Source organism: Heliorestis convoluta, from assembly GCF_009649955.1.
In the GTDB taxonomy this organism is placed as follows: Bacteria; Bacillota; Desulfitobacteriia; order Heliobacteriales; family Heliobacteriaceae; genus Heliorestis; species Heliorestis convoluta.
Genome location: NZ_CP045875.1, coordinates 2,014,948 through 2,040,302 on the forward strand (window position 1 = coordinate 2,014,948; position 25,355 = coordinate 2,040,302).

The following is a 25,355-nucleotide window of genomic DNA, read 5'->3' on the forward strand; positions in this document are numbered from 1 at the left end:
GGGGAGTTGGGTTTGACGAGGCGTTTTTGGCCCTTTAGCCAGCAAAAGAACACACCGTCAGAACAAGAGCTCATTAAGCAAATTGACCCCCAACGAATGCCCAAGCATATTGCTATTATCATGGATGGCAATGGGCGATGGGCCAATCGTCGAGGTCTGCCTCGTGCAGCAGGTCATCGGGCTGGTGTAGAGTCATTAAGACGAGTTTTAGAAGCTTGCGAAGACTTACGAATTCCTGTTCTAACGGTCTACGCTTTTTCCACAGAAAACTGGAAGCGTCCAGCCGATGAAGTCAATGCTTTAATGGATCTTTTGGTCGAATATTTACAACGAGAACTGAATGATCTTCACCAGAAAGGTGTACGTATCTCTACAATTGGCCTTATCTCAGAATTACCAGAAGCGCCACGCCGAGAACTGGAAAAAGCTATCCAAAAAACGGCAAAGAATGATAAAATGATATTGAATGTAGCATTGAACTATGGAGGACGCTTAGAAATCGTAGAAGCGGTCAAAAGAATCGCTGAAGAAATTTCCCAGGGTCGCATGACAACAGCTGAAATAAACGAAAAGTTATTTGGACAGTATCTATATACAGCTGGAATACCTGACCCCGATTTGTTAATTAGACCTTCTGGTGAACTACGACTTTCTAACTTTCTATTATGGCAGTCAGCTTATACAGAGATCTGGGTAACACCGACTTTATGGCCTGATTTTGGACGAATTGAACTTATGCAAGCCATCATTGATTTCCAAAAACGAGATCGACGTTTGGTGGCGTAAAAGTATAGGGGGAATTTTCCTCGTGCTTTGGAAGCGAATTGTAAGTGCTATTATAGGTATCCCTGTGCTCATAGCCATCGTCTATCAAGGTGGTTGGTGGATGACGATTGCAGTCGCAATCTTGGCTTTAATCGGTTATCGTGAATTTCAGGTTATGGCTAGACGGATGGACTATCGCCCCCCCTTGTGGATTGCCTACCCCTTGGTAATTGCCTTGGTACTGGTTGCTCACTATGGCGGACAGGGGCTTACTTGGTTAATAGCGTTAGCTACACTAGCCGTCTTAGCTCATTTTACCATTACCTTTCCGGAGGGGCAGCCGCAAGATGGTGCCATCGCTGTAGTCGGTGCTTTACTAACGGGTTGGCTCCTTGGTCACCTTATTTTATTACGACAATTGCCTAACGGATTAGAAATACTTCTGCTTACTTTTTTTATCACCTGGGCTACCGACACAGGCGCTTACTTTGCAGGAAGAGCCTTTGGAAAAAGACCGCTAGCAAAGCAGCTTAGCCCCAATAAGACAATCGAAGGTTCTATAGGAGGCATTCTCCTAGCCACAGTTATTGGCGTCACCTTTGGTTCTCTCTGGTTTCCCAACGTGAATCTATCTTTGTTGGTTGCACTATCGATTCTATTATCAATACTTGGTCAATTTGGTGATTTAGCTGAGTCAGCGCTGAAAAGAATGGCCCACGTAAAAGACTCTGGCACCCTCATCCCAGGTCATGGTGGCGTCTTAGATCGTTTTGATAGTATCTTATGGACTGCTCCAGCGGCCTATTATTTTTTTCTAACAATTGAGGTGTGGCTGCGATGAAAGATTGGCAAGATTCCCTGTCTCTCCTCTTGAAGTTGGCCACTTGGACGCTTGGTTTCATCTTAGCTTTACTAGTTATTAATTTTATTCTTCCCCTTTCGGGCGAGCTAATGAGTCGGCTAACAGTTTATCTTTTTCCATTTATCGTTGGTGCGACCATTGCAGTACTCATGGATCCTCTGGTCGAATTTCTAGCAAAGAAAGCTAAGATTTCACGAGGCTGGTCCTCTTTGATCTCGCTTATCCTTTTTATTGGTCTACTTAGCTTTACAGTTTTTTTTATCGTCAGTCGCCTTGTCGTTGAATTATTAAAAATAGCAGCGAATTTACCATCGCCACAGAAAATTAGTGATTTTTTTACGGACTGGATTAATGCAGCAGAGCCCTATTACGCTTTGCTTTACTCATCACCAGAAGTTGTTGCAACCATACAAAGAGTCACTTCTGATGCTTTAGTTACTGTAAAAAACATGATGGTATCTTTATCTAACTTTTTATTAGAAGCCCTTGCGGCTTTGCCTGAATTTTTTACAGTCTTGCTTTTTACCATCATTGCAACATTTTTTATTAGCCGTGATAAAAGAGTTATTTTAGGACTTTTATACGGTGTACTACCACGACAAAGAGCAAAGCAAACACGACAAGTATTGTTAGAGATGAGTAGAGCCTTTATGGGCTTTATTCGAGCTCAATTTATTTTAATCACCATCACAGGAATTTTAACAATTTTAGGGCTTTACATAATCGGCGTGGAATATGCATTTACAATTGGGATACTTGCTGGTGTACTTGATATTCTACCGATTATCGGTCCCGGTCTTTTATTCATCCCTTGGATTGGATGGGAATTGCTCACCGGAAATTATGGACTAGCCTTGAAATTAGCTCTTTTATACGGCTTTTTAGCCGTAAGCCGCCAAATGATTGAACCAAAAGTAGTGGCAGATTCTATAGGTCTTCATCCCCTTGTGACATTATTGGCAATCTACGTAGGCTTACGAGCTTTTGGATTTATTGGCATTATAATTGGACCTACCATTGTACTATTGTTGATGTCTCTCTATCGAGCTGGAATATTTCGTGATTTTCAAACGAGGTGAAGTTGTTGACCAAAGCAATTGCAATTTTAGGTTCAACGGGCTCTATCGGCAAGCAAACTTTAGAAGTGGTCGATCAACATCCTCAGGCCTTGCAAGTTGTCGCCTTAGCAGCTCATTCGAATTGGCAAGAACTACTTGAGCAGACAAAAAAATACAAACCCTCTCTGGTTGCAATGATGGATTCAACAGGTGCGCAAGAATTAGCACAAGCCCTCTATGAGCAAGCTATCGATGTTCCTGTAATGGTCGGAGAAGAAGGCCTAATTGCTGTAGCGACTCATGAACAAGCCGATACGGTAGTAACGGCCGTTAGTGGTGCTATTGGGCTTAGACCTACTGTCTCTGCCATTGAGCAAGGGAAAAACATCGCCTTGGCCAACAAAGAGACACTTGTTGCTGCAGGTGCCTTAATTATGGATATGGTAAAAGAAAAAGGCGTTTCCTTGTTACCTGTCGATAGTGAGCATTCAGCCATTTTCCAATGTATACAACAACAAGATTGTGAGCAAGCACGACTCATCTTAACTGCTTCAGGCGGACCTTTCCGAGATTATTCGCTAGAACAACTGAAAAAAGTAACAGCAGAAGACGCTCTAAGACATCCGAACTGGCGAATGGGCCCTAAAATAACCATCGATTCTGCAACGTTGATGAACAAAGGGTTAGAAGTGATTGAAGCCCGATGGTTATTTGATGTGGATTTTGATCGTATTGATGTATTAATTCATCCTCAAAGCATTATCCACTCTATGGTAGAATTTACAGATCGTTCCGTAATAGCACAGCTAGGCTTGCCTGATATGAGATTACCCATCCAATACGCCTTATCGTACCCACAGCGGTGGGAGAGCTGCTGGCCCAAACTCGACCTAACAACCCTAACAGGGCTTACGTTTCAGCAGCCTGACTATAAGCGCTTTCCAGCCTTAGAGCTGGCTTTAGAAGCCGGACGAGCTGACGGTTCAATGCCTGCTGTTATGAATGGTGCGAATGAAGTGGCAGTACATGCTTTTTTACAACGTAAGATTGGCTTTATGGATATTCCGAAAATCGTTAAAGAAACAATGAATCGTCACGAATGGGTCGCGAAGCCGCAGTTAGCTCATATTCAAGAAGCCGATCAATGGGCAAGAGAATTTGCCATTTCAATGGTGAAGCTTACTAGGGAGGACTCAGAATGACGTTCCTTGCTACGGTCTTTGTATTCGGGTTGTTAATTGTGTTTCATGAATTTGGTCATTTTATTGTGGCCAAAATGTCAGGCGTTCGTGTCTTAGAGTTCAGTGTTGGCATGGGTCCAAAAATATTTGGATATCAGCGAGGACCGACTTTGTATGCTCTTCGTGCTTTGCCAATCGGTGGTTATGTGCGAATGGCTGGCATGGATCCCGAAGAGAACAAAGAAAGTCAAGGAAGAACTGAGCATGCAGACAGCGATGAAAGTGTAGATTTTAAAGAAAACAAAGAAGTTCGTGGAAATACGTACGACTCAGGTAGTTTTAGTAACAAATCAATCTCTAAGCGAGCTGCCATTATTTTTGCTGGTTCTTTTATGAACTTTGTTCTTGCTTTTCTGCTCTTTATCTATATTTACGCAATTGTAGGAACCCCCATGTTCACCAATATAATTGGCGATGTCATACCAGAACGACCTGCTGCTATGGCAGGGATAGAACCTGGAGATCGTGTCGTTGCTGTTGATGACAGGCCAGTAAGCAACTGGGCTGAATTAATCCAAGAGATTCATCCGCGAGCAGGGGAAGAGCTACGACTGTTAATTGATCGTCAAGGTTCCGTACAGGAGTTTCGTGTAACACCCATGCTGGATCCTGAAAGAAATGTAGGCCAGCTTGGAATTGTGGTTGATGAAGGTACTATCTATCATGAAAAGCAAAGCTTATTAACATCGATTCGCTTGGGCTTAATGAATACGTACATGCTCACAAGTTTGATCTTAGAGAGTCTCTTTCAAATGATCACAGGTGCGGCCCCAGCTGATGTAGGTGGACCAGTCATGATCGTAAGTGAAATAGGCAAAGCAGCAGAAACGGGTTGGTCTAACCTTCTCATGTTAGCTGCAATTTTATCTGTGAACCTAGGGATCATTAACTTACTGCCCATTCCAGCCTTAGACGGAAGTCGGTTAATATTCTTAGGCATAGAAGCAGTACGAGGCAAACCAATCGATCCAGCCAAAGAGAATATGATTCACTTGATCGGCTTTGCTTTCCTCATTGCTCTAATGATCTTGATTGCTTATCGAGATGTAATTCGCTTAATGGGAGGCGGATAGGTTGATCGTTCCTCTACCGCGAAAAAAAAGGCGTCTAATCCATGTTGGTTCTATACCTATCGGGGGCAATGCCCCCGTTTCGATTCAGTCCATGTGCAATACCGATACAAGAGATCGAGAAAAAACAGTAAAGCAAATTGAAAAGCTAGCCGAAGCAGGCTGTGAAATAATTCGACTGGCTGTACTCGATCAAGAAGCGGTAGAGGCATTGGAGGAAATTGTAAAAAAGTCTCCCATGCCAGTAATTGCCGATATTCATTTTGACTACAAGTTAGCGATTGGCGCTCTTAAAGCAGGTGTTCATGGATTAAGATTAAATCCTGGAAACATTGGTGGAGCTCAAAAAGTACGAGAAGTCATCGCTGCCGCCAGAGAGAAAAAAATTCCCCTTCGAATCGGTGTTAACGCAGGTTCTCTTGAAAAAAACATCCTAGCAAAATATCAGGGAATTACGCCAGAAGGTATGATTGAAAGCGCTTTAGGGCATATTCGAATCCTAGAAAATGAAAACTATCCCTGGATGAAAATATCCCTCAAAGCATCGTCCGTTCCGTTGATGGTAGCAGCCTATCAGGGTCTAGCAGAAAAAGTTGACTACCCCTTACATGTTGGTGTAACAGAAGCAGGGACCCATCGCTCCGGCGTTATTAAATCGGCCGTAGGCATAGGAGCTTTACTTGCACAAGGTATTGGTGATACGATTCGAGTCTCTTTAACAGGCGATCCCCTACCAGAAGTTCATACAGCTTGGGAGATCGTCAAATCACTAGGATTGCGTAAGCGTGGCCCGGAACTGATCTCCTGTCCTACCTGCGGCCGCTGCCAGATTGACCTAGCTGCTGTTGCTGAAGCCGTCGAGCAAGCACTCACCCAAGAAAAAAGAGCAATTACTGTTGCTGTTATGGGTTGTGTCGTCAATGGACCAGGAGAAGCAAGAGAAGCTGATGTCGGAATAGCAGGTGGTAAAGATTGCGCCTTGCTTTTCCGACAAGGAAAAGTTATTAAAAAAGTTTCTCAAGAACAGATGGTACAAGCCCTACTGGAAGAAATCAAGCAGTTACCAGTAGAATAATTAGTGGAGTGAATCGATCCATGAAAATGAGTAAGCTAATGGTACCAACGCTACGACAAACTCCTGCAGAAGCAGAAGTGATCAGTCACCAACTCTTACTTCGAGCAGGCTATATAAGACGTTCTTCGGCGGGTGTCTATCACTATCTCCCTTTGGCCCAGCGGGTCCTACAAAAAATAACTCAAATCATTCGAGAAGAAATGAATGCCGCCGATGGACAGGAAATTGTGATGCCTGTGATACAACCAGCAGAACTCTGGACAGAATCAGGTCGATGGCACGTTTACGGTGATGAGCTTTTTCGATTACAAGATCGACATAATCGAGACTTTTGCCTTGGTCCTACCCATGAAGAAATCGTAACAGATCTGGTGCGGAATGACATACGTTCTTACCGTGACCTTCCTCTTCTGCTCTATCAAATTGCTAATAAATATCGCGATGAGCGCCGCCCTCGTTTTGGTTTATTGCGAGGTCGTGAGTTTATCATGAAGGATCTTTACTCTTTTGATCGAGACGAAGAAGGATTGCATAGAACATACGAGAGTATGTTTCAGGCTTATAGTAATATATTCAAACGTTGTGGACTAACCTTCCGTCCTGTTGAAGCTGACGCCGGAGCAATTGGTGGAACCGGTGGAACCCATGAGTTTATGGTTATCGCCGATTCAGGAGAAGGTGCAATTCTATTTTGTCATCAATGTGACTATGCAGCCAACGTGGAAAAAGCAGAAAGTAGCCTTTTGACAGATGAAGAATCTTTTCATGAACCTTTGGACATGATTGTAGTAGACACACCAAACCAAAGAACGATTGAAGAGGTAAGCAAATTTTTATCAGTTACTCCAGCAGAAACAATCAAAACAATGGTCTATCGTGCTGATGAAGAGCTTATTGTCGTAGTAATACGAGGCGATCGACAATTGAACGAAGTGAAATTAGCCAACGTAACAAGAGCTCTTGATCTATCACTGGCAACAGAGGAAGAGTGCAGAACCATAAGCAACGGTGGCAAAGGCTTTTTAGGGCCACAAGGGCTTCAAAATATAAAAATCTATGCCGATCGGGAAGTAATGAAAATGTCCCGAGCCGTTGCTGGGGCGAATGAAGAAAATAAACACGTTAAAAATATTTGCCCGGGAAGAGATTTCCAAGTTACCTTTGTGGACGATTTGCGTATGGTAGAAGAAGGAGAACCCTGTCCGAAATGCGGTGCGCCACTTGAAGCAGCGAGAGGTATAGAAGTCGGACAGGTCTTCAAACTGGGAACAAAATACACAAAAGCTTTAGGATGTACGTTTATTGACGAAAAAGGTCAAGAGAAACCGATGGTCATGGGATGCTACGGCATAGGTGTAAGTCGTACAATGGCTGCCACAGTCGAACAGAATCATGATGAAGCAGGTATTATATGGCCTATGTCCGTAGCGCCTTATCAAGTTATAGTTGTACCTGTTTCTTATAAAGATGAAAAACAAAGGGCTATTGCTGAAAATCTCTATCAGGGAATGCAACAGCAAGGTTTGGAAGTAATTTTAGATGATCGAGATGAAAGACCGGGTGTAAAATTCAAAGATGCCGATCTCATTGGAATTCCCATAAGAGTTGTTGTTGGCAACAAAGCAATCAAAGAAGGAATTGTAGAAATAAAAGTACGTAAAAGTGGAGAACAATACAACATAGCGATAGAAGAGGCCCTACAAAAAGTTGCGACCCTGATAGAGCCAGGTTTCGGCAATACCTAGTCACGATTAGGGGTGGGTAGTAGGTGTCTGTTTCCGTCATCATACCGGCCTATAATGAGGAGCCCAGAATTGCTGAGGTCGTAGAGGTTGTTATGACATCACCCTATCATCGCGATGTCATTGTAGTCAGTGATGGTTCCACCGATTCCACAGCTGTTGTAGCAAAGCAAGCAGGCGCTAGCGTGGTAGAACTGCCTACAAATATTGGCAAAGGTGGTGCGATGAAAGTAGGTGTGCAAGAAGCTAAGTATGAAATACTACTTTTTCTCGATGCAGATCTTATGGGTCTGAAAAGGGAACACTTGCAAAGCCTTGTAGAACCTCTGTTGAAAGGGAATGTAGAGATGACTGTCGGCGTTTTCGAAAGAGGACGACTGGCTACTGACCTAGGGCAATTGATTACGCCCTATTTGTCAGGACAAAGAGCTGTCTTGAAAAGCATTTTTTTAAATGTTTCTGAATTAGAAGCGAGTCGATATGGTGTGGAAGCAGCCCTAACGCAACATTTTAGACGTTCTCAATCACTACGGAAGATAGAAGTTCTTTTGCCAGACTTAACGCACATGATGAAAGAAGAAAAGCTTGGTTTGCTCAAAGGATTTAAAGAACGCATGAAAATGTATTGGGAAATTGCTAAGTGGGTAAAATAATCTCTACGAAAATTTAATATCATGCAAGGAATTACAATAGAGCCCGTGAAGATTTCTTCACGGGCTCTAAAACATAACAATCAATTCATTGACAGGGCTTAAGCAATAGTGGCATCATTAAAATAGATGATAGGACATTGAAGACCGTAGCAGGAGAATCGTGGATGAGTTTAAGCGATGTTTTAATATTATCAGTAGAAGCGGGAGCAGGTCATATTCGAGCCGCCCAAGCGCTACATAGTGCGCTTAAAAAAAGAGGTATACGAAGTCATATAGAAGATATCTTTACTTGTGGCCCATCTTGGGTTTTTCGCTTTACCATTGGAAGCTATATGCATATGCTTCACTATACTCCGGGGCTATATAGAAAGCTTTATGATACATCAGCAACACTCAAAGTAGGCTCACTGAGTAAAAGTTTTTTTAATCAATCCTTGTGGAAATACCTAGGACCTGGCTTGAAAGCGCTATTACAAGAACACAAGCCTCGAGTCGTGATCTGTACACACCCCTTTCCACTAGGACTCTTATCTGTGCTTAAGAAAGAAGAGTCACTAGATCTAAAAACAGCAGGTGTTGTTACCGATTTCTCGTTTCATCCTTTTTGGATTTATTCAGACTGCGATCGCTATTATGTAGCGGCGGAAGATTTGATCGATGAAATAGAAAAGTTAGGAGACAAAAGAGAGAAAGCTGTTGTAACAGGAATTCCAATCGATCCTTCCTTTTTGACAGTAACAGACATGAAAAGAGAAGCAGCAGAAGAAGTAGCAGCACTTTCTAGTGCAAGCCATCGCATTTTAATTATGGGAGGAAGTTTAGGCTTAGGGGCCTTAGATGTCTGGGTTAACAGTTTATTGTTACAAATGCAGAATAGCGATATCGACACATGGCAAATTGTAGTCGTAGCCGGAAAAAATAAAAGTTTAGAAGAGCGGCTCAGTGCAATAGAGAGTCCACATCTGAAAGTATATGGCTTTACGGATAAGATAGCCTACCTTATGGCATCGTCTGATTTATTAATCACCAAACCAGGAGGTCTTTCATCATCAGAAGCAATTGCTTTAGAATTGCCTCAATTACTCTTATCACCTTTGCCAGGCCATGAAGAACGGAACTATCAATTTCTACTAAAAAAAGATGTGGCAAGAGGTGCCTCTACGGTGGAAGAACTGACAAAATTAACGATTCAACTGATTAAGGACCACAAAGAACGCTCTCTTCTTCAGGAGGGTGCAAAAAAACTTAAAAAAGCCCAGGCCGCTTACCATGTAGCAGAAGATATTGATAAAATTCTTTCACAAACTTCAGTCATGGGCTCATAGAAGAAGGGAGAAAGGTAATGTCCCAACCTTCTAATGTGATAATAAACAATCAACGATATGATAATAAAGTTTTTCGTATCCAACAATTTCTTATTAATCAAAGGGGTCAAGAAGCTCTTCTTTACCTCCAAGCAACAGGGCCCTGGCAGGAAGAAGATTTGCTTCAATGGAAAGAGAAAGTAGCAGCGATTTTGCCGGAATGCAATTGTCTTCACCTTACTATACAATGCAAAATTGCTACGATTGAAGAGTTATTGCAAGAGTATTGGTCTTGTTGGATTCACCTTGCTACACCAGACCAACCTTTGCTTCGCTCGACCTTACAAGCACTAAAAGGCACTGTCGAGGGAAACCGAATTATTTTCAAAGTAGAACGAACGAAAATAGATTTACTCAAAAGTCGCCAATGTGTACATTCCTTGGTTCAACAGGCTGAGCAAGTTTTTGGACTTTCCATAAATATTTCACTTGAAGAAGTAGAAAATCTATGTGATGATAGCTATCTGCAAAATAGAGAAGAAGAAGAAAGAAGATTGTTTTTAGAAGCCTGTAAAAGCCAAAGTGCTGATGAAAAGGTTAAAGAAAGTAAAGATAAAGAAGAAAACAAGAAAAGCAATCAAAACCAAGAAATATACGGTAAAAAAATTGACACTTCTATGGTAACTCCTATTAAAGACATAGAAGATGAAGAACGATCTGTTGTTATAGCAGGAAGAATATTTGGCCTAGAAACTCGAGAAATGAAATCAGGTCGTCGTCTTATTACTTTTCATATAACAGATCTCTCCGATGCAATTACTGTAAAAGTTTTTGAAGGGGAGAAAGAGGATCTTTTGGAAAGCGGAGAGTTGAAAGAGCATCGCTGGGTAAAAGTACGAGGCTCTGTTCAATTCGATAAATATCAACAAGAACTAGCCCTGTTAGCACGAGATATTAACAAGGCGGAAGAACCAGTATCACGATTTGATAATGCACCGATAAAAAGAGTAGAGCTACACGCCCATACAAAAATGAGCTCTATGGATGCAGTCCTTTCAGCCAAAGATTTAATCGCTCGAGCAGCAGCCTGGGGGCATAAAGCGATTGCAATTACAGATCACGGTGTCGTACAAGCTTTTCCTGAAGCAGCCGATGCCGGGAAAAAACATAATATTAAAGTAATCTATGGCGTAGAAGCATATCTCGTTGATAAAGCGCCCGCAACAGGCGAAAAAGTAAAATCCTATCACATCATTTTGCTTGTTCGTAATAAGACAGGCTTAAAAAATCTATATCAATTAATTACAAAGTCTCATCTCCAATATTTTCATCGCCGACCCCGAATTCCTCGAGACCTCTTAGAAGAATATCGAGATGGATTGCTTCTCGGAAGTGCTTGTGAAGCTGGAGAACTTTACCAAGCCCTTCTTCAGAAAGCATCGCCAGAAAAAATCGAAGAAATCGTAAACTTCTACGATTACTTAGAGATACAACCGATAGGTAACAATCGATTTCTATTACGAAAAGGACACGTTCAATCAGAAAATGAACTACAAAGCATCAACGAACATATTGTAGGATTGGGACAAAAAGCCGGAAAACTCGTAGTAGCTACTTGTGATGTACACTTTCTAGAACCAATTGATGAATACTATCGTCGCATTCTAATGGCTGGGAAAGGCTTTGATGATGCTGACGACCAGGCACCGCTTTACTTTCGAACGACAGAAGAGATGCTTGAAGAATTTTCTTATCTTGGCAAAGATAGAGCCCATGAAGTGGTCGTTGCTAATCCAGGACAGATTGCTGACCAGATTGAGATGCTGCAACCAATTCCTGACGACTTTTTTCCACCCATCATCGAAGGGGCGGAAGAGCAGATTCGGCAGATGACGGAAGATTGTGCCGCCACACTGTATGGTAATCCTTTACCGGACATTGTACAAAAACGAGTTGATAAAGAACTGAACTCTATTATCTCCAATGGCTTTGCTGTTCTGTACCTAATATCACAAAAACTCGTCAAAAAATCAAATGACGATGGCTATCTTGTCGGTTCAAGAGGCTCCGTTGGCTCGTCCTTGGTAGCAACTTTTACAGGGATTACAGAAGTTAACCCTTTGCCACCTCATTATCGCTGTAGTGCTTGTAAATTCTCTGAGTTCTTTACGGATGGAACAATTGGTTGTGGTGCCGACTTACCGGATCGGAATTGCCCTACCTGCGGCAAAGAATTAGAAAAAGATGGACATGATATCCCCTTTGAAACATTTCTAGGCTTTGAAGGTGATAAAGTACCTGACATCGATTTGAACTTTTCCGGTGAATACCAACCTAGAGCTCATAAGTTTACAGAAGAACTTTTTGGACGAGACTACGTCTTTCGGGCAGGCACCATTTCTACGCTCGCAGAAAGAACGGCCTTCGGCTTTGTCAAGAACTACTTAGATGAAAAGAAAATGCACTGTCGCAATGCTGAAATTGCGCGCCTTGTCGGTGGCTGCACAGGTGTAAAAAGAACAACAGGTCAACACCCTGGCGGATTAATGGTTGTGCCCAAAAATGCTGATATTCATGATTTTACACCCTTGCAACGACCGGCAGATGATGTCAAATCGGAAACAATTACGACCCACTTTGATTACCACTCTATATCGAGTCGCCTTGTTAAGCTAGACATTTTAGGCCACGACGACCCGACTGTGATCAAGATGTTAGAAGACTTAACAGGTGTAGATGCTCGTAAAATTCCACTGGATGAACCCAAAACCATGTCACTATTCTCTACTACAGAAGCCTTAGGCGTAACAGCAGAACAAATACGATCGAACGTAGGCACCTACGGTATCCCTGAATTTGGAACTAAATTTGTTCGACAAATGCTAGAAGATACAAGGCCAAAATCATTTTCTGAACTGGTGCGTATTTCCGGCTTTTCTCATGGTACAGACGTCTGGTTAAACAACGCCCAGGATTTGATCAAAAGCGGTACTTGTCAAGTTAATGAAGCCATCTCAACACGTGATGACATCATGGTGTACTTAATCTATCAAGGTCTTCCACCGAAAAAAGCTTTCTCCATTATGGAAAGCGTACGTAAAGGAAAAGGCCTTAAGCCAGAAGATGAGGAATTGATGCGTCATCATCAAGTTCCGTCATGGTATATTGAATCTTGCAAAAAGATCAAATACATGTTTCCCAAAGCACATGCTGTCGCTTACGTGACGATGGCCTTTCGTATTGCCTATTTCAAGGTCTATTATCCTGAAGCCTTTTACGCTTCTTTTTTCACAGTTAGAGCCGATGAATTTGATGGTGATATTATCTGCAACGGCGTTCATCCTGTGCGCATGAAAATTGAAGAAATAGAGAAAAAAGGACACGATGCTACTCAAAAAGAGAAAAACCTGATGACCATTTTAGAATTGGCATTAGAGATGTACGAAAGAGGCATCGCCATGCAAAAAGTGACTTTGCTACGCTCCCATTCTACAAGATTCCTTATAGAGCGGGAGGGCTTACTGCCACCTTTTGCAGCCTTAGCAGGTCTTGGTGAGGCGGCCGCTCAAAATATTATGACGGCTCGAGAAGAAGTACCTTTTACATCTATTGAAGACATACGCATTCGAGCTAGAGTAAGTAAAACGGTTATAGAAGTATTACAGAATCACGGTGCTTTAGAAGGTCTATCAGAAACGAATCAAATCTGTCTCTTCTAAAAGAAATAAAAAAGCTCTACCACAACTTGATAAGTAATGCTATAATTAGGATTGAACAGTATTATCATTATACCCTCTAAGAAGTATAGCTGTGCTACAAAATAATTAATTAGTTTGAAATATAGAATTAAAGATTAAGATGCACAAAAGCCTGCTCCTCACTACGTTTTGTTGAAGGAGAGGCTTTCTTTGTAACTAGGATAGAGGAGACGGTGTAGAATGCGAGAAAAGATAAAAGGAATACTTAGAAAAATATATCCTCTTCCACTTACCAAAAGAGTGTACTTTTCTATCCTATTTTTGGTGCTTTTATACACTATCGGCATGACAGGTATCGTTCATCTAGGATTCATCAAAAAAGAGCGGTATGAGCGTAACTTCACACTTCATGAGATAACCTATGCCATGGCAGAGCGGATCGCGCATATCTATCAAGAACTTGCTCAAAAAGAAGAAAAAGTTGCTGAGACGAATTATGAAAGCCAGCTGAATGAAAGTATGCAGTTTTTCCTAGCAGAACTGGCCAGAAAATATCCTGGTGTCAACATGGCCTTTTACTACAATGAAACGGGCCAATTAATCAATTATGAAGAAGACAAAAAAATCAACATTCAAGTTATTGATCGGATTTTTCCAGTTGATAATTTCCGATTCAAAGTTTCTGAAACAAACAAAGAAATAATCACGATTCTAGAGAAAGAATTACAAAAAGGATTAAGTCCAACAGAGCAAAGTATCAAATACTTCTCTTGGACTGACGATCCTTCTATTTACGTCATCCGTCCCGTTTATGCAGATGACAAACTAATTGGCTATTGCTGGGGAAGTATCAACAAAAATAAATTTCACGGCATCGTTAACTTGAGAACAGCAGAAGTCGCTTTTATTCAGATGTTTATCGCAGCACTATGCATTCTACTAGCTTGGCATATTTTCCGTCGCCTAAAAATAGAGATGGAAAGTTTTGGCGTAGCAGCCACACAAACCGATGAAGCCTTACTCCTACAAACCAGCTTTCCAGAGCTACGTCCATTGCTAGAAAAAATGAGTACGCACAGCCATGAAATCGAAATAGCCAATAATCAACTTGCCAAAGAAACCATAGAACGCATTCGAGCGCAACAAGAACTGATTCGATTTTTTGCTTTATCCTTAGATTTTCTTTGTATTATTGACTTTCAAGGACAGATAAAACGATGGAACCTAGCTTTTGAAAAAACGATTGCCCAAGATATTAAGGAGCTTCACGATAGACCCCTGCACCTTTTTATTCATCCTGAAGATCGACAGAGTTTTGAAGAAGCTATTGAATTAACGAAGAAAGGCGTTGCAGAAGCGAATCGAGAAGTACGCTTTTACTGTAGGTCAGGAGAGTATAAATGGATTAACTGGAACGCAGTACCTGTTGTGGAAGAAGGGTTGATCTACATAGCAGGACGAGATGTAACAGAGCAAAAAGAGATGATGCGAAAGTTACACCTTTCAGAGGAACTTTTTTCAAAAGTTTTTCACGCCAATCCAAATCCTATGACCATTAATGAGCTAGAAACATGCAAATTTGTAGAAGTAAATGCTAGCTTTTTAGAGGTGACAGGGTTTACGAGAGAAGAAATAGTTGGAAAAATACCGGAAGAACGAAATCTGTGGACGATGGATCCATCGCTCTTTGATTCTAGCCATAAACAGCAAGGTACTTGTATCATGCGAAATGAAGAAAAAGAAGTGTCTGTTAGCAAAGGAGAGACAAGGAACTGGCTTATATCTACAGAAGTTGTAGAGCTGAACAACCATTTATGTTATATAACAGCAGCCAATGATATTACAGAACGAAAAAAGTTCGAAAAAGAAATTGCTGCACTCGATCGATTGAATTTAGTCGCACAAATGGCAGCAGGCATTGGCCATGAGATACGCAATCCTATGACAACAGTTCGTGGTTATCTGCAAATCATAAGCAACAAAGATATTTATAAAGCCGATAAGAAAAATTTTGATCTGATGATAGACGAATTAGATCGAGCGAATATGATCATAACGGAGTTCTTATCTTTGGCAAAGAATAAAGCAGAGAATCGCAAGAAAACGAATCTGAACAACATCCTACAGTACTTATATCCTTTAATTGAAGCAAACGCTATATTGGCGGAGAAAAAAATCATTCTAGAACAGCAAGATATTCCAGACCTTCTTCTCGATGAAAAAGAGATACGACAGCTTATACTTAACATAACACGCAACGGCTTAGAAGCGATGGAGCCTGGAGGAACTTTGCGTATTCAGACCTATTTAGACGAAGAAAAAGTAGTCATGGCTGTACAAGATGAAGGCAAAGGAATTGAAAAAGCCGTAGTTGATAAAATTGGCACACCTTTCTTCACAACGAAAGAAAATGGTACAGGTCTAGGACTGGCTGTTTGCCAAAGTATTGTCAAGAGACACAATGCCACCTTGACATTTGATACCAGTCGAGAAGGAACCACTTTTATTACGGCCTTTCAACAGGAAGAAAGCAACGGGAGCAGCTCCGTCGATAAAAAGTCATTACCGAAGAATGGATGAAGAGGTGTTGCACCGGAAGTTGAGGTGTGTTATACTATTTTTGGTTTGTGTTGCTTTTTTTTAGATCTTGTAAAGCAACCTTTCCTATGCCGTTTTTCCGATAAACACTGTTGATTTATCGATTTTGTAGTAGAGTGGGTACCTAACCCACTCTTTCCATTTGTCTATAAATGCGGTGTATCGGGTATGTCAATATTTCAATAAGGAAAAACTAAGACCTATGATCGAAACCCTACGATAATCTATTTGCTTTATTGGTTGTAGTAAGGAGGAATGAAGGTCTATGAAAGAGCGCATAGAAGATAAGATCGCACAATGGGTCGAACCATTTGCGCAAGAATTAGGCCTAGAGCTTGTTGATGTAGAATGGGTCAAAGAAGGCGGACAATGGTACTTGAGGGTTTATATAGATAAGGAAAAAGGGATTGAGCTAGAAGACTGTCAGAACCTGAGTCGTAAGATTGATGAACTTTTAGACAGGGAAGATCCTATCGTACACACCTACTCACTAGAAGTATCATCACCAGGTATTGAACGGCCTTTGAAGAAAGTCAGTGATTTTGAGCGTTTCCAAGGAGAGATGATTCGAATCACCACCTTTGCCCCTGTTGAAGGTAGCAAGGAGCATATTGGTCAACTGATACAGCGTAGTGAAGAAGGCATAACTATAAAGGGAGATACACAAGAAGTCGTTATACCTCTTGACAAAGTTTCATCAGTTCGGCTATACGTTCACTTTTAAATTATAGACAAGGTAAAAACAGAAAATAGGAGGTCATAACGATGAACGTCGAATTTCTAGAGGCGCTTCAAGACCTCGAACGAGAAAAGAATATATCTAAAGAGATTCTAATCGAAGCTATCGAAGCAGCACTTATTTCAGCTTATAAGAAAAATTTTGGTTCTCTACAAAACGTTCGGGTTCATATCGATAGGGCCTCTGGAGAGTTTAAAGTCTATTCTCGCAAAAACGTTGTCGACAATGTAGTAGATTCACGTTTAGAAATCTCTCTAGAGGAAGCCAAAACCATTGACCCACGCTATCAAATCGATGATATCATAGAGTTTGAAGTTACACCAAGGAACTTTGGTAGAATTGCAGCACAAACAGCCAAGCAAGTGGTTGTACAACGCATTCGAGAAGCAGAGCGTGGCATGATCTATGAAGAATTTTCGAATCGAGAAGGCGACATCGTATCAGGCATTGTTCAGCGTATGGAAAACAAAAATATTTTTGTAGATCTCGGCAGAGTAGAAGCTTTGTTAGCACCTTCTGAACAAATGACCGGGGAAAGTTATCGTCATGGAGATCGAATTAAAGCATATATAGTCGAAGTGAAAAAAACAACCAAGGGGCCGCAAGTCATGATTTCTAGAACGCACCCTGGTCTGTTGAAAAGACTATTTGAACTTGAAGTACCAGAAATTCATGACGGAACCGTTGAATTAAAAGCAGCTTCCCGCGAAGCAGGTGCCCGCTCCAAAATCGCTGTTTATTCCAGAGATGAAAACGTTGATCCTGTTGGAGCCTGTGTAGGTCCTAAAGGGATGAGAGTGCAAGCCATTGTAACAGAACTGCGTGGAGAAAAGATAGATATTGTAAAGTGGAATGAAGATCCAGCCAGGTTTGTAGCCAATGCGCTAAGCCCAGCGAAAGTCATCTCTGTTGATATTATAGAAGATGAAAAAGTAGCTCGTGTTATCGTTCCTGATTATCAACTTTCATTGGCCATTGGCAAGGAAGGTCAAAATGCAAGACTTGCCGCGAAGCTTACGGGCTGGAAAATAGACATCAAAAGCGAAAGTCAAGCCAAGTCACTACAAATTTTACCTTCAACATATGATGAGCAAGGAAATTATGAAAACTACGAGCTAGACTATGAATATCCAGAGGATACCGTAGAAGAAGTTGAAAATTATGATGCAAGTTATGATGAAGACTACGATTACGACGCTGATTATGAAGAAGTAAATAGTGAATACGACGAAAATTACGACGAAAGCTATGAAAAAACAAATGAGAACGATGCGGATTACGAAGCAGAGGATGATCAAAAAAGCTAAACTGTGCTGATGCGGAGGAACAGCCATGGTCCGTACGAAAAAAATTCCTCAACGAATTTGTGTTGGTTGCAATGAAAGAAAAGAGAAAAAAGCATTAATACGAGTCGTTCGAACACCAGAAAGCGAAATTGTCTTTGATCCAACAGGTAAAAAGTCAGGTAGAGGCGCCTACCTATGTATCTCACAAGAATGTCTAAGCAAAGCAATCAAAGCAAAGCGACTGGAAAAAGCATTAAAGCAAGCGATCTCACCCGATGTTATAGAGACCCTCAAGGTCCAATTAGGAGATGTCTGATGGACTTAGAAAAATTGTATGCCCTGCTTGGTTTTGCTCGAAGAGCTAAGCAAATCGCCTCAGGCGAAACAGCTGTAGAAGCAAACCTTAAAAAAGGAAAAGTAGCTTTACTCATAATGGCTAACGATGGCTCACCTCATGCGATAGAAAAATATAATCTCTGGTGTCAAGATCTAGGGATTAAAACGATTCAAGTCGGTACAAAAGCATCCTTAGGAATCGCACTAGGACAGTCTCCCAGAACAATTGTAGCTGTTCTTGACGAGGGATTTGCCCGGGCTATTGAGCAAGCGCAACAGAAATAAGAACAATATCATAGGGAGTGACAGTATGGTCAAAAAACGAGTTTTTGAATTGGCCCGAGATTTGGGCGTTGAAAGCAAAGCGCTTGTCACAAAGCTCAACGATCTGGGTATTGATGTGAAAAATCATATGTGTACCTTAGAAGACGGAGATATTGAAAAAGTATTGCCCCATGTCAAAAGAGCAAGTGGACCGAATCAGGAAAGAGCGTCTCAAGAAGGACGTCCTTTTCGAGGCGGACAAAGTGGAGAACAAAGACAAGTTCGTCCAGAAGAACAACGGAATCGACCACCGCGCAATGATGGACGTCGACCCGAACATGCAGGTAGACCCGATGGCATGAGACAAGAAGGCGCTACGCCTGCTGGAGCAAGGATAGGTGCACCAAGAAATCAAGAAGGTGGCCCTCGTCCTCAAGGAACCGGTCCAAGACCTGGTGGTCCCGGCGGTCCTCGTCCTCAAGGCGTGGGACCAAGACCCGGCGGCCCAGGAGGACCTCGTCCTCAGGGAGCGGGCCCAAGACCCGGCGGTCCAGGAGGAACCTCGTCCTCAGGGAGCAGGCCCAAGACCTGGTGGTCCCGGCGGCCCTCGTCCTCAGGGAGCAGGTCCAAGACCCGGTGGTCCCGGCGGCCCTCGTCCTCAAGGAGCAGGCCCAAGACCCGGTGGTCCAGGTGGTCCTCGTCCTCAAGGAGCAGGTCCAAGACCCGGTGGTCCCGGCGGCCCCTCGTCCCCAAGGAGCGGGCCCAAGACCCGGCGGTCCAGGAGGCCCTCGTCCTCAAGGAGCAGGCCCAAGACCCGGTGGTCCAGCCGGTGCTGGAGGAAGACCGGGGCAAGGTCGAAAACATACAGGACCTGCCGGAGGTTCTAGACCCATTCCTAAGTCAGCCATTCCTAAGCCACCTGATATTGCTGAACCGCCAAAAAAAGATGGACGACAAAGACATGCTAACAACAAACAAGCCCCAAAAGACAAAGATCATCGCTACGATGATAAATCAGATGTAAAACTCTTTCACCCTAGAGGTAGAGGAAAGAGTAAAAACTTTCATCGAGAACAGGTGATTGCAGAGCGACCGAAACATATTGTTATCGATGAGAATGTAACGGTAGCAGAACTATCCCAGGCTATGGGAATACCTGTTAACGAATTAATCAAAAAGTTAATGCATCTTGGCGTTATGGCAACCATTAACCAAGAAATCGATGCTGATACAGCGATGGTATTAGCAGCAGAGTGGGATATCTCTGTTGATGTTACCAAGTCCTTCACAGCAGAAGAATTGTTGGCCGAAGATGCTGAAGATATTGAAGAAGACATGATCATTCGTCCACCTGTTGTTACCGTTATGGGTCACGTTGATCACGGAAAAACATCTTTGCTTGATTCTATTCGTCACACTGATGTTATTGCTTCCGAAGCAGGTGGTATTACCCAGCATATCGGTGCCTACCAGGTAGAAGTACAAGGTAAGAAAATAACCTTTCTAGATACACCAGGCCACGAAGCATTTACAGCCATGAGAGCTCGTGGTGCCAAAGTCACAGACATTGCCATTCTAGTTGTTGCTGCTGACGACGGCGTTATGCCACAAACGATCGAAGCGATCAATCATGCGAAGGCAGCAGAGGTTCCTATCATTGTAGCCATCAATAAGATTGACAAGCCAGATGCAACGCCTGATCGTGTCAAGCAGGAGCTGACAGAACATGGTTTGGTCGTTGAAGAATGGGGCGGCGAAACCATTGCCGTACCTGTTTCAGCAAAGACAGGACAGAACCTAGACCAATTATTGGAAATGGTCTTGCTTGTAGCAGAAGTACAAGATCTAAAAGCCAATCCCAACCGTACAGCCCATGGAACGGTTATTGAAGCAAAGCTCGATAAAGGTCGTGGACCTGTAGCAACAGTCTTAGTAGCACGAGGAACACTCAATGTAGGCGATGCGATTACGGCAGGAACTTCAAGTGGTAAAGTCCGCGCCATGATTGATGATCGAGGTCGTAGAGTGAAAAAAGCCGGCCCCTCGATGCCCGTAGAAGTATTAGGGCTTTCCGATGTGCCACATGCAGGCGACACTTTCGCGGTCGTTGATGATGAAAAGCTATTTAAGCAAGTTATTGCAGAGCGTATGGCCAAGCGGAGAGAAGAAGACCATAGAAGAACATCAAAAGTATCACTTGATGATCTCTTTAAGCAAATTCAAGAAGGTCAAGTGAAAGACCTGAACCTTATCGTCAAGGCTGACGTACAAGGCTCCGTGGAGGCCATTCGAGGCGCACTAGAAAAGTTGTCAACAGACGAAGTAAGAGTGAAGTGTGTACATGATGGTGTCGGTGCTATTAAGGAAACCGATGTCATGCTGGCTGCGGCATCGAATGCTATCATCATTGGCTTTAATGTTCGACCCGACACAAACACTCGTAAAGCTGCAGAAGCGCAACAAGTTGATATTCGTTTGTACCGAGTAATCTATGATGCTATCGAAGATGTAAAAGCAGCTATGTCAGGCTTATTAGAGCCAGAACAAAGAGAAGTTGTTCTCGGTCGCGCTGAAGTAAGAGCAACATTTAAAGTGCCCAAAGCAGGCACTATTGCTGGTTGCTACGTACTTGAAGGCAAGATTGCAAGAAACGCTGAAGTTCGCTTAATTCGTGATGGCATTGTAATTCACGAAGGCAAGCTTGACTCTCTCAAACGATTCAAAGATGATGCCAAAGAAGTTAACGAAGGTTATGAATGTGGCGTAGGGATCGAAAAGTTTAATGACCTACGGGAAAATGACATCATCGAAGCTTTTATCTTCGAAGAAGTAAAGCGGAAAATTCAATAGAAGCGCTCAATAATAATTGTACATCAGAGAAAGTCTAGTAATCTCTTTCTCTGAACCTGGGGAGGTACCAACATGGCTGGTCATCGTTCGGCCCGTATGGCAGAAGAGATCAAACGAGAATTGGCTCGTTTGATTCGTGACGAAATGAAAGATCCTCGCCTGGGCTTTTTAAGTATCACTGATGTAGAAGTATCGAAAGATATTCGCCATGCAAAAATTTATGTAAGTGTGTTGGGCGACGAAGAGGTACGCAAAGCAACTTTAACGGCCTTAAAGCAAGCCACTGGGTTTTTACGCAGTGAACTCTCCAACAAAATAAGAGTGCGCTTCATGCCGGAACTGGTTTTTCAATTTGATGACTCTATTGAAAAAGGAACGCGTATTAACGAATTGCTTATACAAGCGAAAAGAGAGACCGATGCATAGAATTACAGGCCATGGTGACAAGGGAGCAGCCATTGTTGCTGCATTAAACCAAGCGAGAAGTGTACTGCTCTGTGTACATCAAATACCTGACGGTGATGCTCTTGGTTCTTTAAGTGCCCTTTTGACAACATTACAAAAACAAGGCAAAACAGTGATAGCTTATTGTCGTGATGTGGTGCCACAAATCTATCGCTTTTTGCCAGCTATGGAATTGGTACAACAAACTTTTCCCGAAGATGCTTCTTCTATTGATGTTGCTGTGGTTATGGACTGTGGTGATCTAGAGCGAGTCTGTACAAATCCTGACTTTCTGCAAAATGTTGCGATGCTCGTAAATCTTGATCACCACGTCGGCAACCCTCTTTTTGGTCACTTCAACTGGGTAGATACAGAAGCAGCTGCAACGGGCGAAATAATCTACCAACTTCATGAAATGGCAGGATGGCCCATAACGGCTGATGTAGCTACAGCGTTATATACATCCTTAATGACAGATACAGGTTCCTTTCAATTTTCTAATACAACAGCTTATACCTTGCGTCTAGCTGCAGAGCTGAGAGAAAAGGGTGCCCGAATCGAAGAAATTCGAAGAGAAGTCTATGAAAGCAGGACCTTACGATCTCTGCGATTGCTTCAACAGGCTCTTTCTACGCTACAGCTATCTACAAACGGTAAAATCGCTTGGATAGGAGTCTCACTTCAAGATAAAGAAAGAATTGGAGCCATTCATGAAGATTTTGAAGGCTTGATTTCCTATCCGCGAACTATCAAAGGCGTAGAGGTAGCACTCTTGTTTAGAGAGATTGAAGCAGGAACAGTTAAAGTGGGGCTTCGCTCACAAAGCACCATTGATGTAGCAGCAATAGCACGTCATTGGGGTGGTGGTGGTCACCGAAGAGCTGCTGGTTGTACCATAAAAGGTACAATGGCGGAAGCAGAACAACAACTGCTTGCTGTGGTAAAGGAGTGTCTTGATGAAGATTAATGGCTTCGTCAATCTACTCAAAGCGCCCGGAATGACATCTCATGATGTGGTGGCCAGAGCACGAAAAATTTTACAAGAGAAGAGGATTGGCCATCTTGGTACTTTAGATCCTGAAGCAGCCGGCGTACTGCCCATTGCTGTGGGACAAGCTACCAGATTGGTCCAATTCCTTAGCGGCTCTGATAAAATATATAGAGCTCAACTTTGCTTAGGTAGCACTACAGAAAGTCAAGACTTTACAGGTGCGGTCCTAGCAGAGAAGCCTGTTCCTGCAATTTCTACTGAGGAACTTCAAAGAACTCTGAAGCATTTCGAAGGAACGATAGAACAGATACCACCTATGGTTTCTGCTGTATCCGTAAAAGGCAAAAGACTCTATGAATACGCACGAGAAGGCATTGAGGTAGAACGTTCTTCCAGGAAAGTGCAGATCTATCGGTTAGAAATTTTACAATTCGATCCAGAAAAACCGGAAGAGATCATTATAGAAGTGCATTGTTCTGGAGGTACCTATGTAAGAACGCTTTGTCATGATATAGGACAAGTTATTGGCTGTGGCGCTCATATGGGATGGCTAATTCGTACACAAAGCGGTCCCTTTCCCCTGTCTGAGAGCATACCGCTAGAAGCATTGACAAATGAAAAAGCAACAACAACAGCCCTATCACTATATCAGGCCATGGAAGAATTTCCGTCGTGGGAAGTACCAGAGCATCGACTTGAAGCGCTACAAAAAGGTCTATCTCAGTATATAAAAGGTTCATGGACAGAAGGGCAGTGGATCCGTCTCCATCATCGTGGTCAGCTTTTAGCAATGGGTCAAGTCTATCAACAAGGTGAACGCTGGAGCTGTCAACCGAAGAAAGTCTTTCACTGCTCTCAAAAAGTAACAAAGTAGGGAATGGCCATGAAGACCATCATCTACAAGGGATCTTTCGTTCATAACTACAAAGATGTACATGTAGCTCTTGGCAACTTTGATGGCGTTCATCAAGGCCATTGCCACATCATTGAAAAACTGGTTGAAAGTAGTCGACAACGACAAGGTACAGCGATTGTCGCAACTTTTGATCCTCATCCATTGCATGTCATAAGATCACAGAATCCACCGAAATTGCTTACACCGACCCCAGTGAAAATAGAATTAATGCGTCAATTAGGTGTTGATGCCCTGCTCTTATTGTCTTTTAACGAGCAATTGGCACAACTATCTCCAGATGAATTTGTTGATCAGATTTTACAAAATGATCTGCGCAGTCAAAAGGTGATGGTTGGATTTAACTATTCTTTTGGTCGCCAAGGAGTAGGAACTTCAGAATTGCTAGAAAAACTAGGCAAAGAAAAGGGCTTTGATGTAGAAATTATTGATGCTGTTATGATCGACGGAGAACCGGTCAGTTCGACGAGGATTCGGAATGCACTAGCAGAAGGTGATCTCGAAAAAGCATCACGACTGTTAGGGTATCGTCCTTTTATTGCAGGAAAAGTGATTTCAGGCGAAAAGCGAGGAAGGAAACTCGGCTTTCCAACGATGAATCTTCAGATTGATAGGAATCAGCTATTGCCTCGACGAGGCGTTTATATTGCTTTTTCCACTTTGCCTGGTTTTGATACGAAATTTGCAACACTTGTAAACATTGGTGTGAAACCTACCTTTGGAAACTATCTAGAAAGTGTGGAAGCACATATTTTAGATTTTTCTGGTCATGTCTATGGCCAGACAGTCATTGTCCACTTGCTCCATTTAATACGTCCCGAAATTGCTTTTGAACAAGTGAGCCAACTTGTTGAACAAATGGAAAAAGACAAAGCTTACACAAGGCAATATTTACAAAGGCAAAGCCAACATAGCATTTTAGAAAAAATCAGGGACGTCAAAATAACTTTTCTAGAATAGAATAAGAAACTTTACTTGCCTTATAGGCTATGCTACAATGTTACAGGATTCCCAGACCATTGGCTCGGCTACCGACATCCTCCGACGGTAGGCTTGGCTTATGGAGAATAGTAAAGAGGAGGTGAATAGGATGGTATTAGAAGGCACTCGTAAGCAAGAGTTGATTGCAAAGCACAAGCAACATGATCGTGATACTGGCTCCCCAGAAGTACAGATCGCCATCCTCACAGATCGGATTAACTACTTGACGAACCACTTAAGAACGCACAAGAAAGATCATCATTCTCGTCGTGGATTGCTTAAAATGGTAGGTCAACGACGTAGTATGTTGCGTTATCTCAAGAACAAAGATATTGATCGCTACCGTAAGATTATTGGAGAACTCGGTTTGCGTCAATAAATGTCAGAAAAGAACGGGTCTACCCGTTCTTTTTTCCTTTACCATGTGTTTTTTAGCTTATGGAAGGAAATACTAAACTACGCGTCGAAATAATAAGTGTTTTGGA

General features: G+C 42.4%; 20 protein-coding genes and 1 pseudogene. All 21 read left to right on the forward strand.

Annotated features, from left to right (window positions below; genetic code table 11):
- Positions 1-12 precede the first annotated feature (12 nt).
- The 21 genes and pseudogenes from uppS to rpsO all read left to right on the forward strand — a co-directional run bounded on the left by uppS (position 13) and on the right by rpsO (position 25,249).
- Positions 13-786 carry an undecaprenyl pyrophosphate synthase gene (gene uppS, locus FTV88_RS09690; RefSeq protein ID WP_153725444.1) on the forward strand — a complete coding sequence of 258 codons (774 nt, stop codon included), beginning with the start codon at positions 13-15 and terminating at the stop codon, positions 784-786.
- A 22-nt stretch (positions 787-808) separates the two neighbouring features.
- Positions 809-1,606: a phosphatidate cytidylyltransferase gene (locus FTV88_RS09695; RefSeq protein ID WP_162007982.1), complete on the forward strand. Its 798-nt coding sequence runs from the start codon at positions 809-811 to the stop codon at positions 1,604-1,606.
- A complete protein-coding gene (gene ytvI / locus FTV88_RS09700) occupies positions 1,603-2,706 on the forward strand; it encodes a sporulation integral membrane protein YtvI (protein ID WP_153725446.1) in 1,104 nt (367 codons plus the stop codon). The genes FTV88_RS09695 and ytvI overlap by 4 nt, the downstream gene beginning before the upstream one ends.
- Before the next feature lie 5 nt (positions 2,707-2,711).
- On the forward strand, positions 2,712-3,887 hold the full coding sequence (locus tag FTV88_RS09705; RefSeq protein ID WP_153725447.1) for a 1-deoxy-D-xylulose-5-phosphate reductoisomerase: 1,176 nt from the start codon (positions 2,712-2,714) through the stop codon (positions 3,885-3,887).
- The gene (rseP, locus tag FTV88_RS09710; RefSeq protein ID WP_153725448.1) at positions 3,884-4,999 is read left to right on the forward strand and encodes an RIP metalloprotease RseP; all 1,116 of its coding nucleotides are present in this window, start codon (positions 3,884-3,886) and stop codon (positions 4,997-4,999) included. The genes FTV88_RS09705 and rseP overlap by 4 nt, the downstream gene beginning before the upstream one ends.
- A gap of 1 nt (position 5,000) precedes the next feature.
- Positions 5,001-6,071: a flavodoxin-dependent (E)-4-hydroxy-3-methylbut-2-enyl-diphosphate synthase gene (gene ispG, locus FTV88_RS09715; protein ID WP_153725449.1), complete on the forward strand. Its 1,071-nt coding sequence runs from the start codon at positions 5,001-5,003 to the stop codon at positions 6,069-6,071.
- A gap of 20 nt (positions 6,072-6,091) precedes the next feature.
- Positions 6,092-7,816: a proline--tRNA ligase gene (locus tag FTV88_RS09720; protein ID WP_153725450.1), complete on the forward strand. Its 1,725-nt coding sequence runs from the start codon at positions 6,092-6,094 to the stop codon at positions 7,814-7,816.
- 23 nt (positions 7,817-7,839) lie between these two features.
- Positions 7,840-8,466: a glycosyltransferase family 2 protein gene (locus FTV88_RS09725; RefSeq protein WP_153725451.1), complete on the forward strand. Its 627-nt coding sequence runs from the start codon at positions 7,840-7,842 to the stop codon at positions 8,464-8,466.
- A gap of 164 nt (positions 8,467-8,630) precedes the next feature.
- On the forward strand, positions 8,631-9,791 hold the full coding sequence (locus tag FTV88_RS09730; RefSeq protein WP_153725452.1) for an MGDG synthase family glycosyltransferase: 1,161 nt from the start codon (positions 8,631-8,633) through the stop codon (positions 9,789-9,791).
- A gap of 17 nt (positions 9,792-9,808) precedes the next feature.
- The gene (locus FTV88_RS09735) at positions 9,809-13,489 is read left to right on the forward strand and encodes a PolC-type DNA polymerase III (RefSeq protein ID WP_153725453.1); all 3,681 of its coding nucleotides are present in this window, start codon (positions 9,809-9,811) and stop codon (positions 13,487-13,489) included.
- A 219-nt stretch (positions 13,490-13,708) separates the two neighbouring features.
- Positions 13,709-16,048, forward strand: coding sequence for a PAS domain S-box protein (locus tag FTV88_RS09740; RefSeq protein WP_153725454.1), 2,340 nt, complete (start codon positions 13,709-13,711; stop codon positions 16,046-16,048).
- A gap of 283 nt (positions 16,049-16,331) precedes the next feature.
- A complete protein-coding gene (rimP, locus tag FTV88_RS09745) occupies positions 16,332-16,790 on the forward strand; it encodes a ribosome maturation factor RimP (RefSeq protein WP_153725455.1) in 459 nt (152 codons plus the stop codon).
- A gap of 41 nt (positions 16,791-16,831) precedes the next feature.
- Entirely contained in the window at positions 16,832-18,112 is a 1,281-nt protein-coding gene (nusA, locus tag FTV88_RS09750; RefSeq protein ID WP_153725456.1) for a transcription termination factor NusA, read from the forward strand.
- A 25-nt stretch (positions 18,113-18,137) separates the two neighbouring features.
- Positions 18,138-18,407, forward strand: a complete 270-nt coding sequence (rnpM, locus tag FTV88_RS09755; protein ID WP_153725457.1) for an RNase P modulator RnpM — start codon at positions 18,138-18,140, stop codon at positions 18,405-18,407.
- Positions 18,407-18,712 (forward strand): L7Ae/L30e/S12e/Gadd45 family ribosomal protein, encoded by a 306-nt coding sequence (locus tag FTV88_RS09760; protein ID WP_153725458.1) that lies wholly within the window; start codon positions 18,407-18,409, stop codon positions 18,710-18,712. Before rnpM ends, FTV88_RS09760 begins: the two co-directional genes overlap by 1 nt.
- Before the next feature lie 25 nt (positions 18,713-18,737).
- A pseudogene (gene infB, locus FTV88_RS09765) lies at positions 18,738-21,541 on the forward strand (translation initiation factor IF-2).
- Between the two features lie 72 nt (positions 21,542-21,613).
- On the forward strand, positions 21,614-21,967 hold the full coding sequence (gene rbfA / locus FTV88_RS09770; protein ID WP_153725459.1) for a 30S ribosome-binding factor RbfA: 354 nt from the start codon (positions 21,614-21,616) through the stop codon (positions 21,965-21,967).
- Positions 21,960-22,952 (forward strand): DHH family phosphoesterase, encoded by a 993-nt coding sequence (locus FTV88_RS09775; RefSeq protein ID WP_162007983.1) that lies wholly within the window; start codon positions 21,960-21,962, stop codon positions 22,950-22,952. The genes rbfA and FTV88_RS09775 overlap by 8 nt, the downstream gene beginning before the upstream one ends.
- Entirely contained in the window at positions 22,942-23,850 is a 909-nt protein-coding gene (gene truB / locus FTV88_RS09780; protein WP_153725461.1) for a tRNA pseudouridine(55) synthase TruB, read from the forward strand. Before FTV88_RS09775 ends, truB begins: the two co-directional genes overlap by 11 nt.
- A 9-nt stretch (positions 23,851-23,859) precedes the next feature.
- Positions 23,860-24,849 carry a bifunctional riboflavin kinase/FAD synthetase gene (locus FTV88_RS09785; RefSeq protein ID WP_162007984.1) on the forward strand — a complete coding sequence of 330 codons (990 nt, stop codon included), beginning with the start codon at positions 23,860-23,862 and terminating at the stop codon, positions 24,847-24,849.
- Positions 24,850-24,979: 130 nt separating this feature from the next.
- Positions 24,980-25,249: a 30S ribosomal protein S15 gene (gene rpsO / locus FTV88_RS09790; RefSeq protein ID WP_153725463.1), complete on the forward strand. Its 270-nt coding sequence runs from the start codon at positions 24,980-24,982 to the stop codon at positions 25,247-25,249.
- The last annotated feature ends 106 nt before the right edge of the window (positions 25,250-25,355 follow it).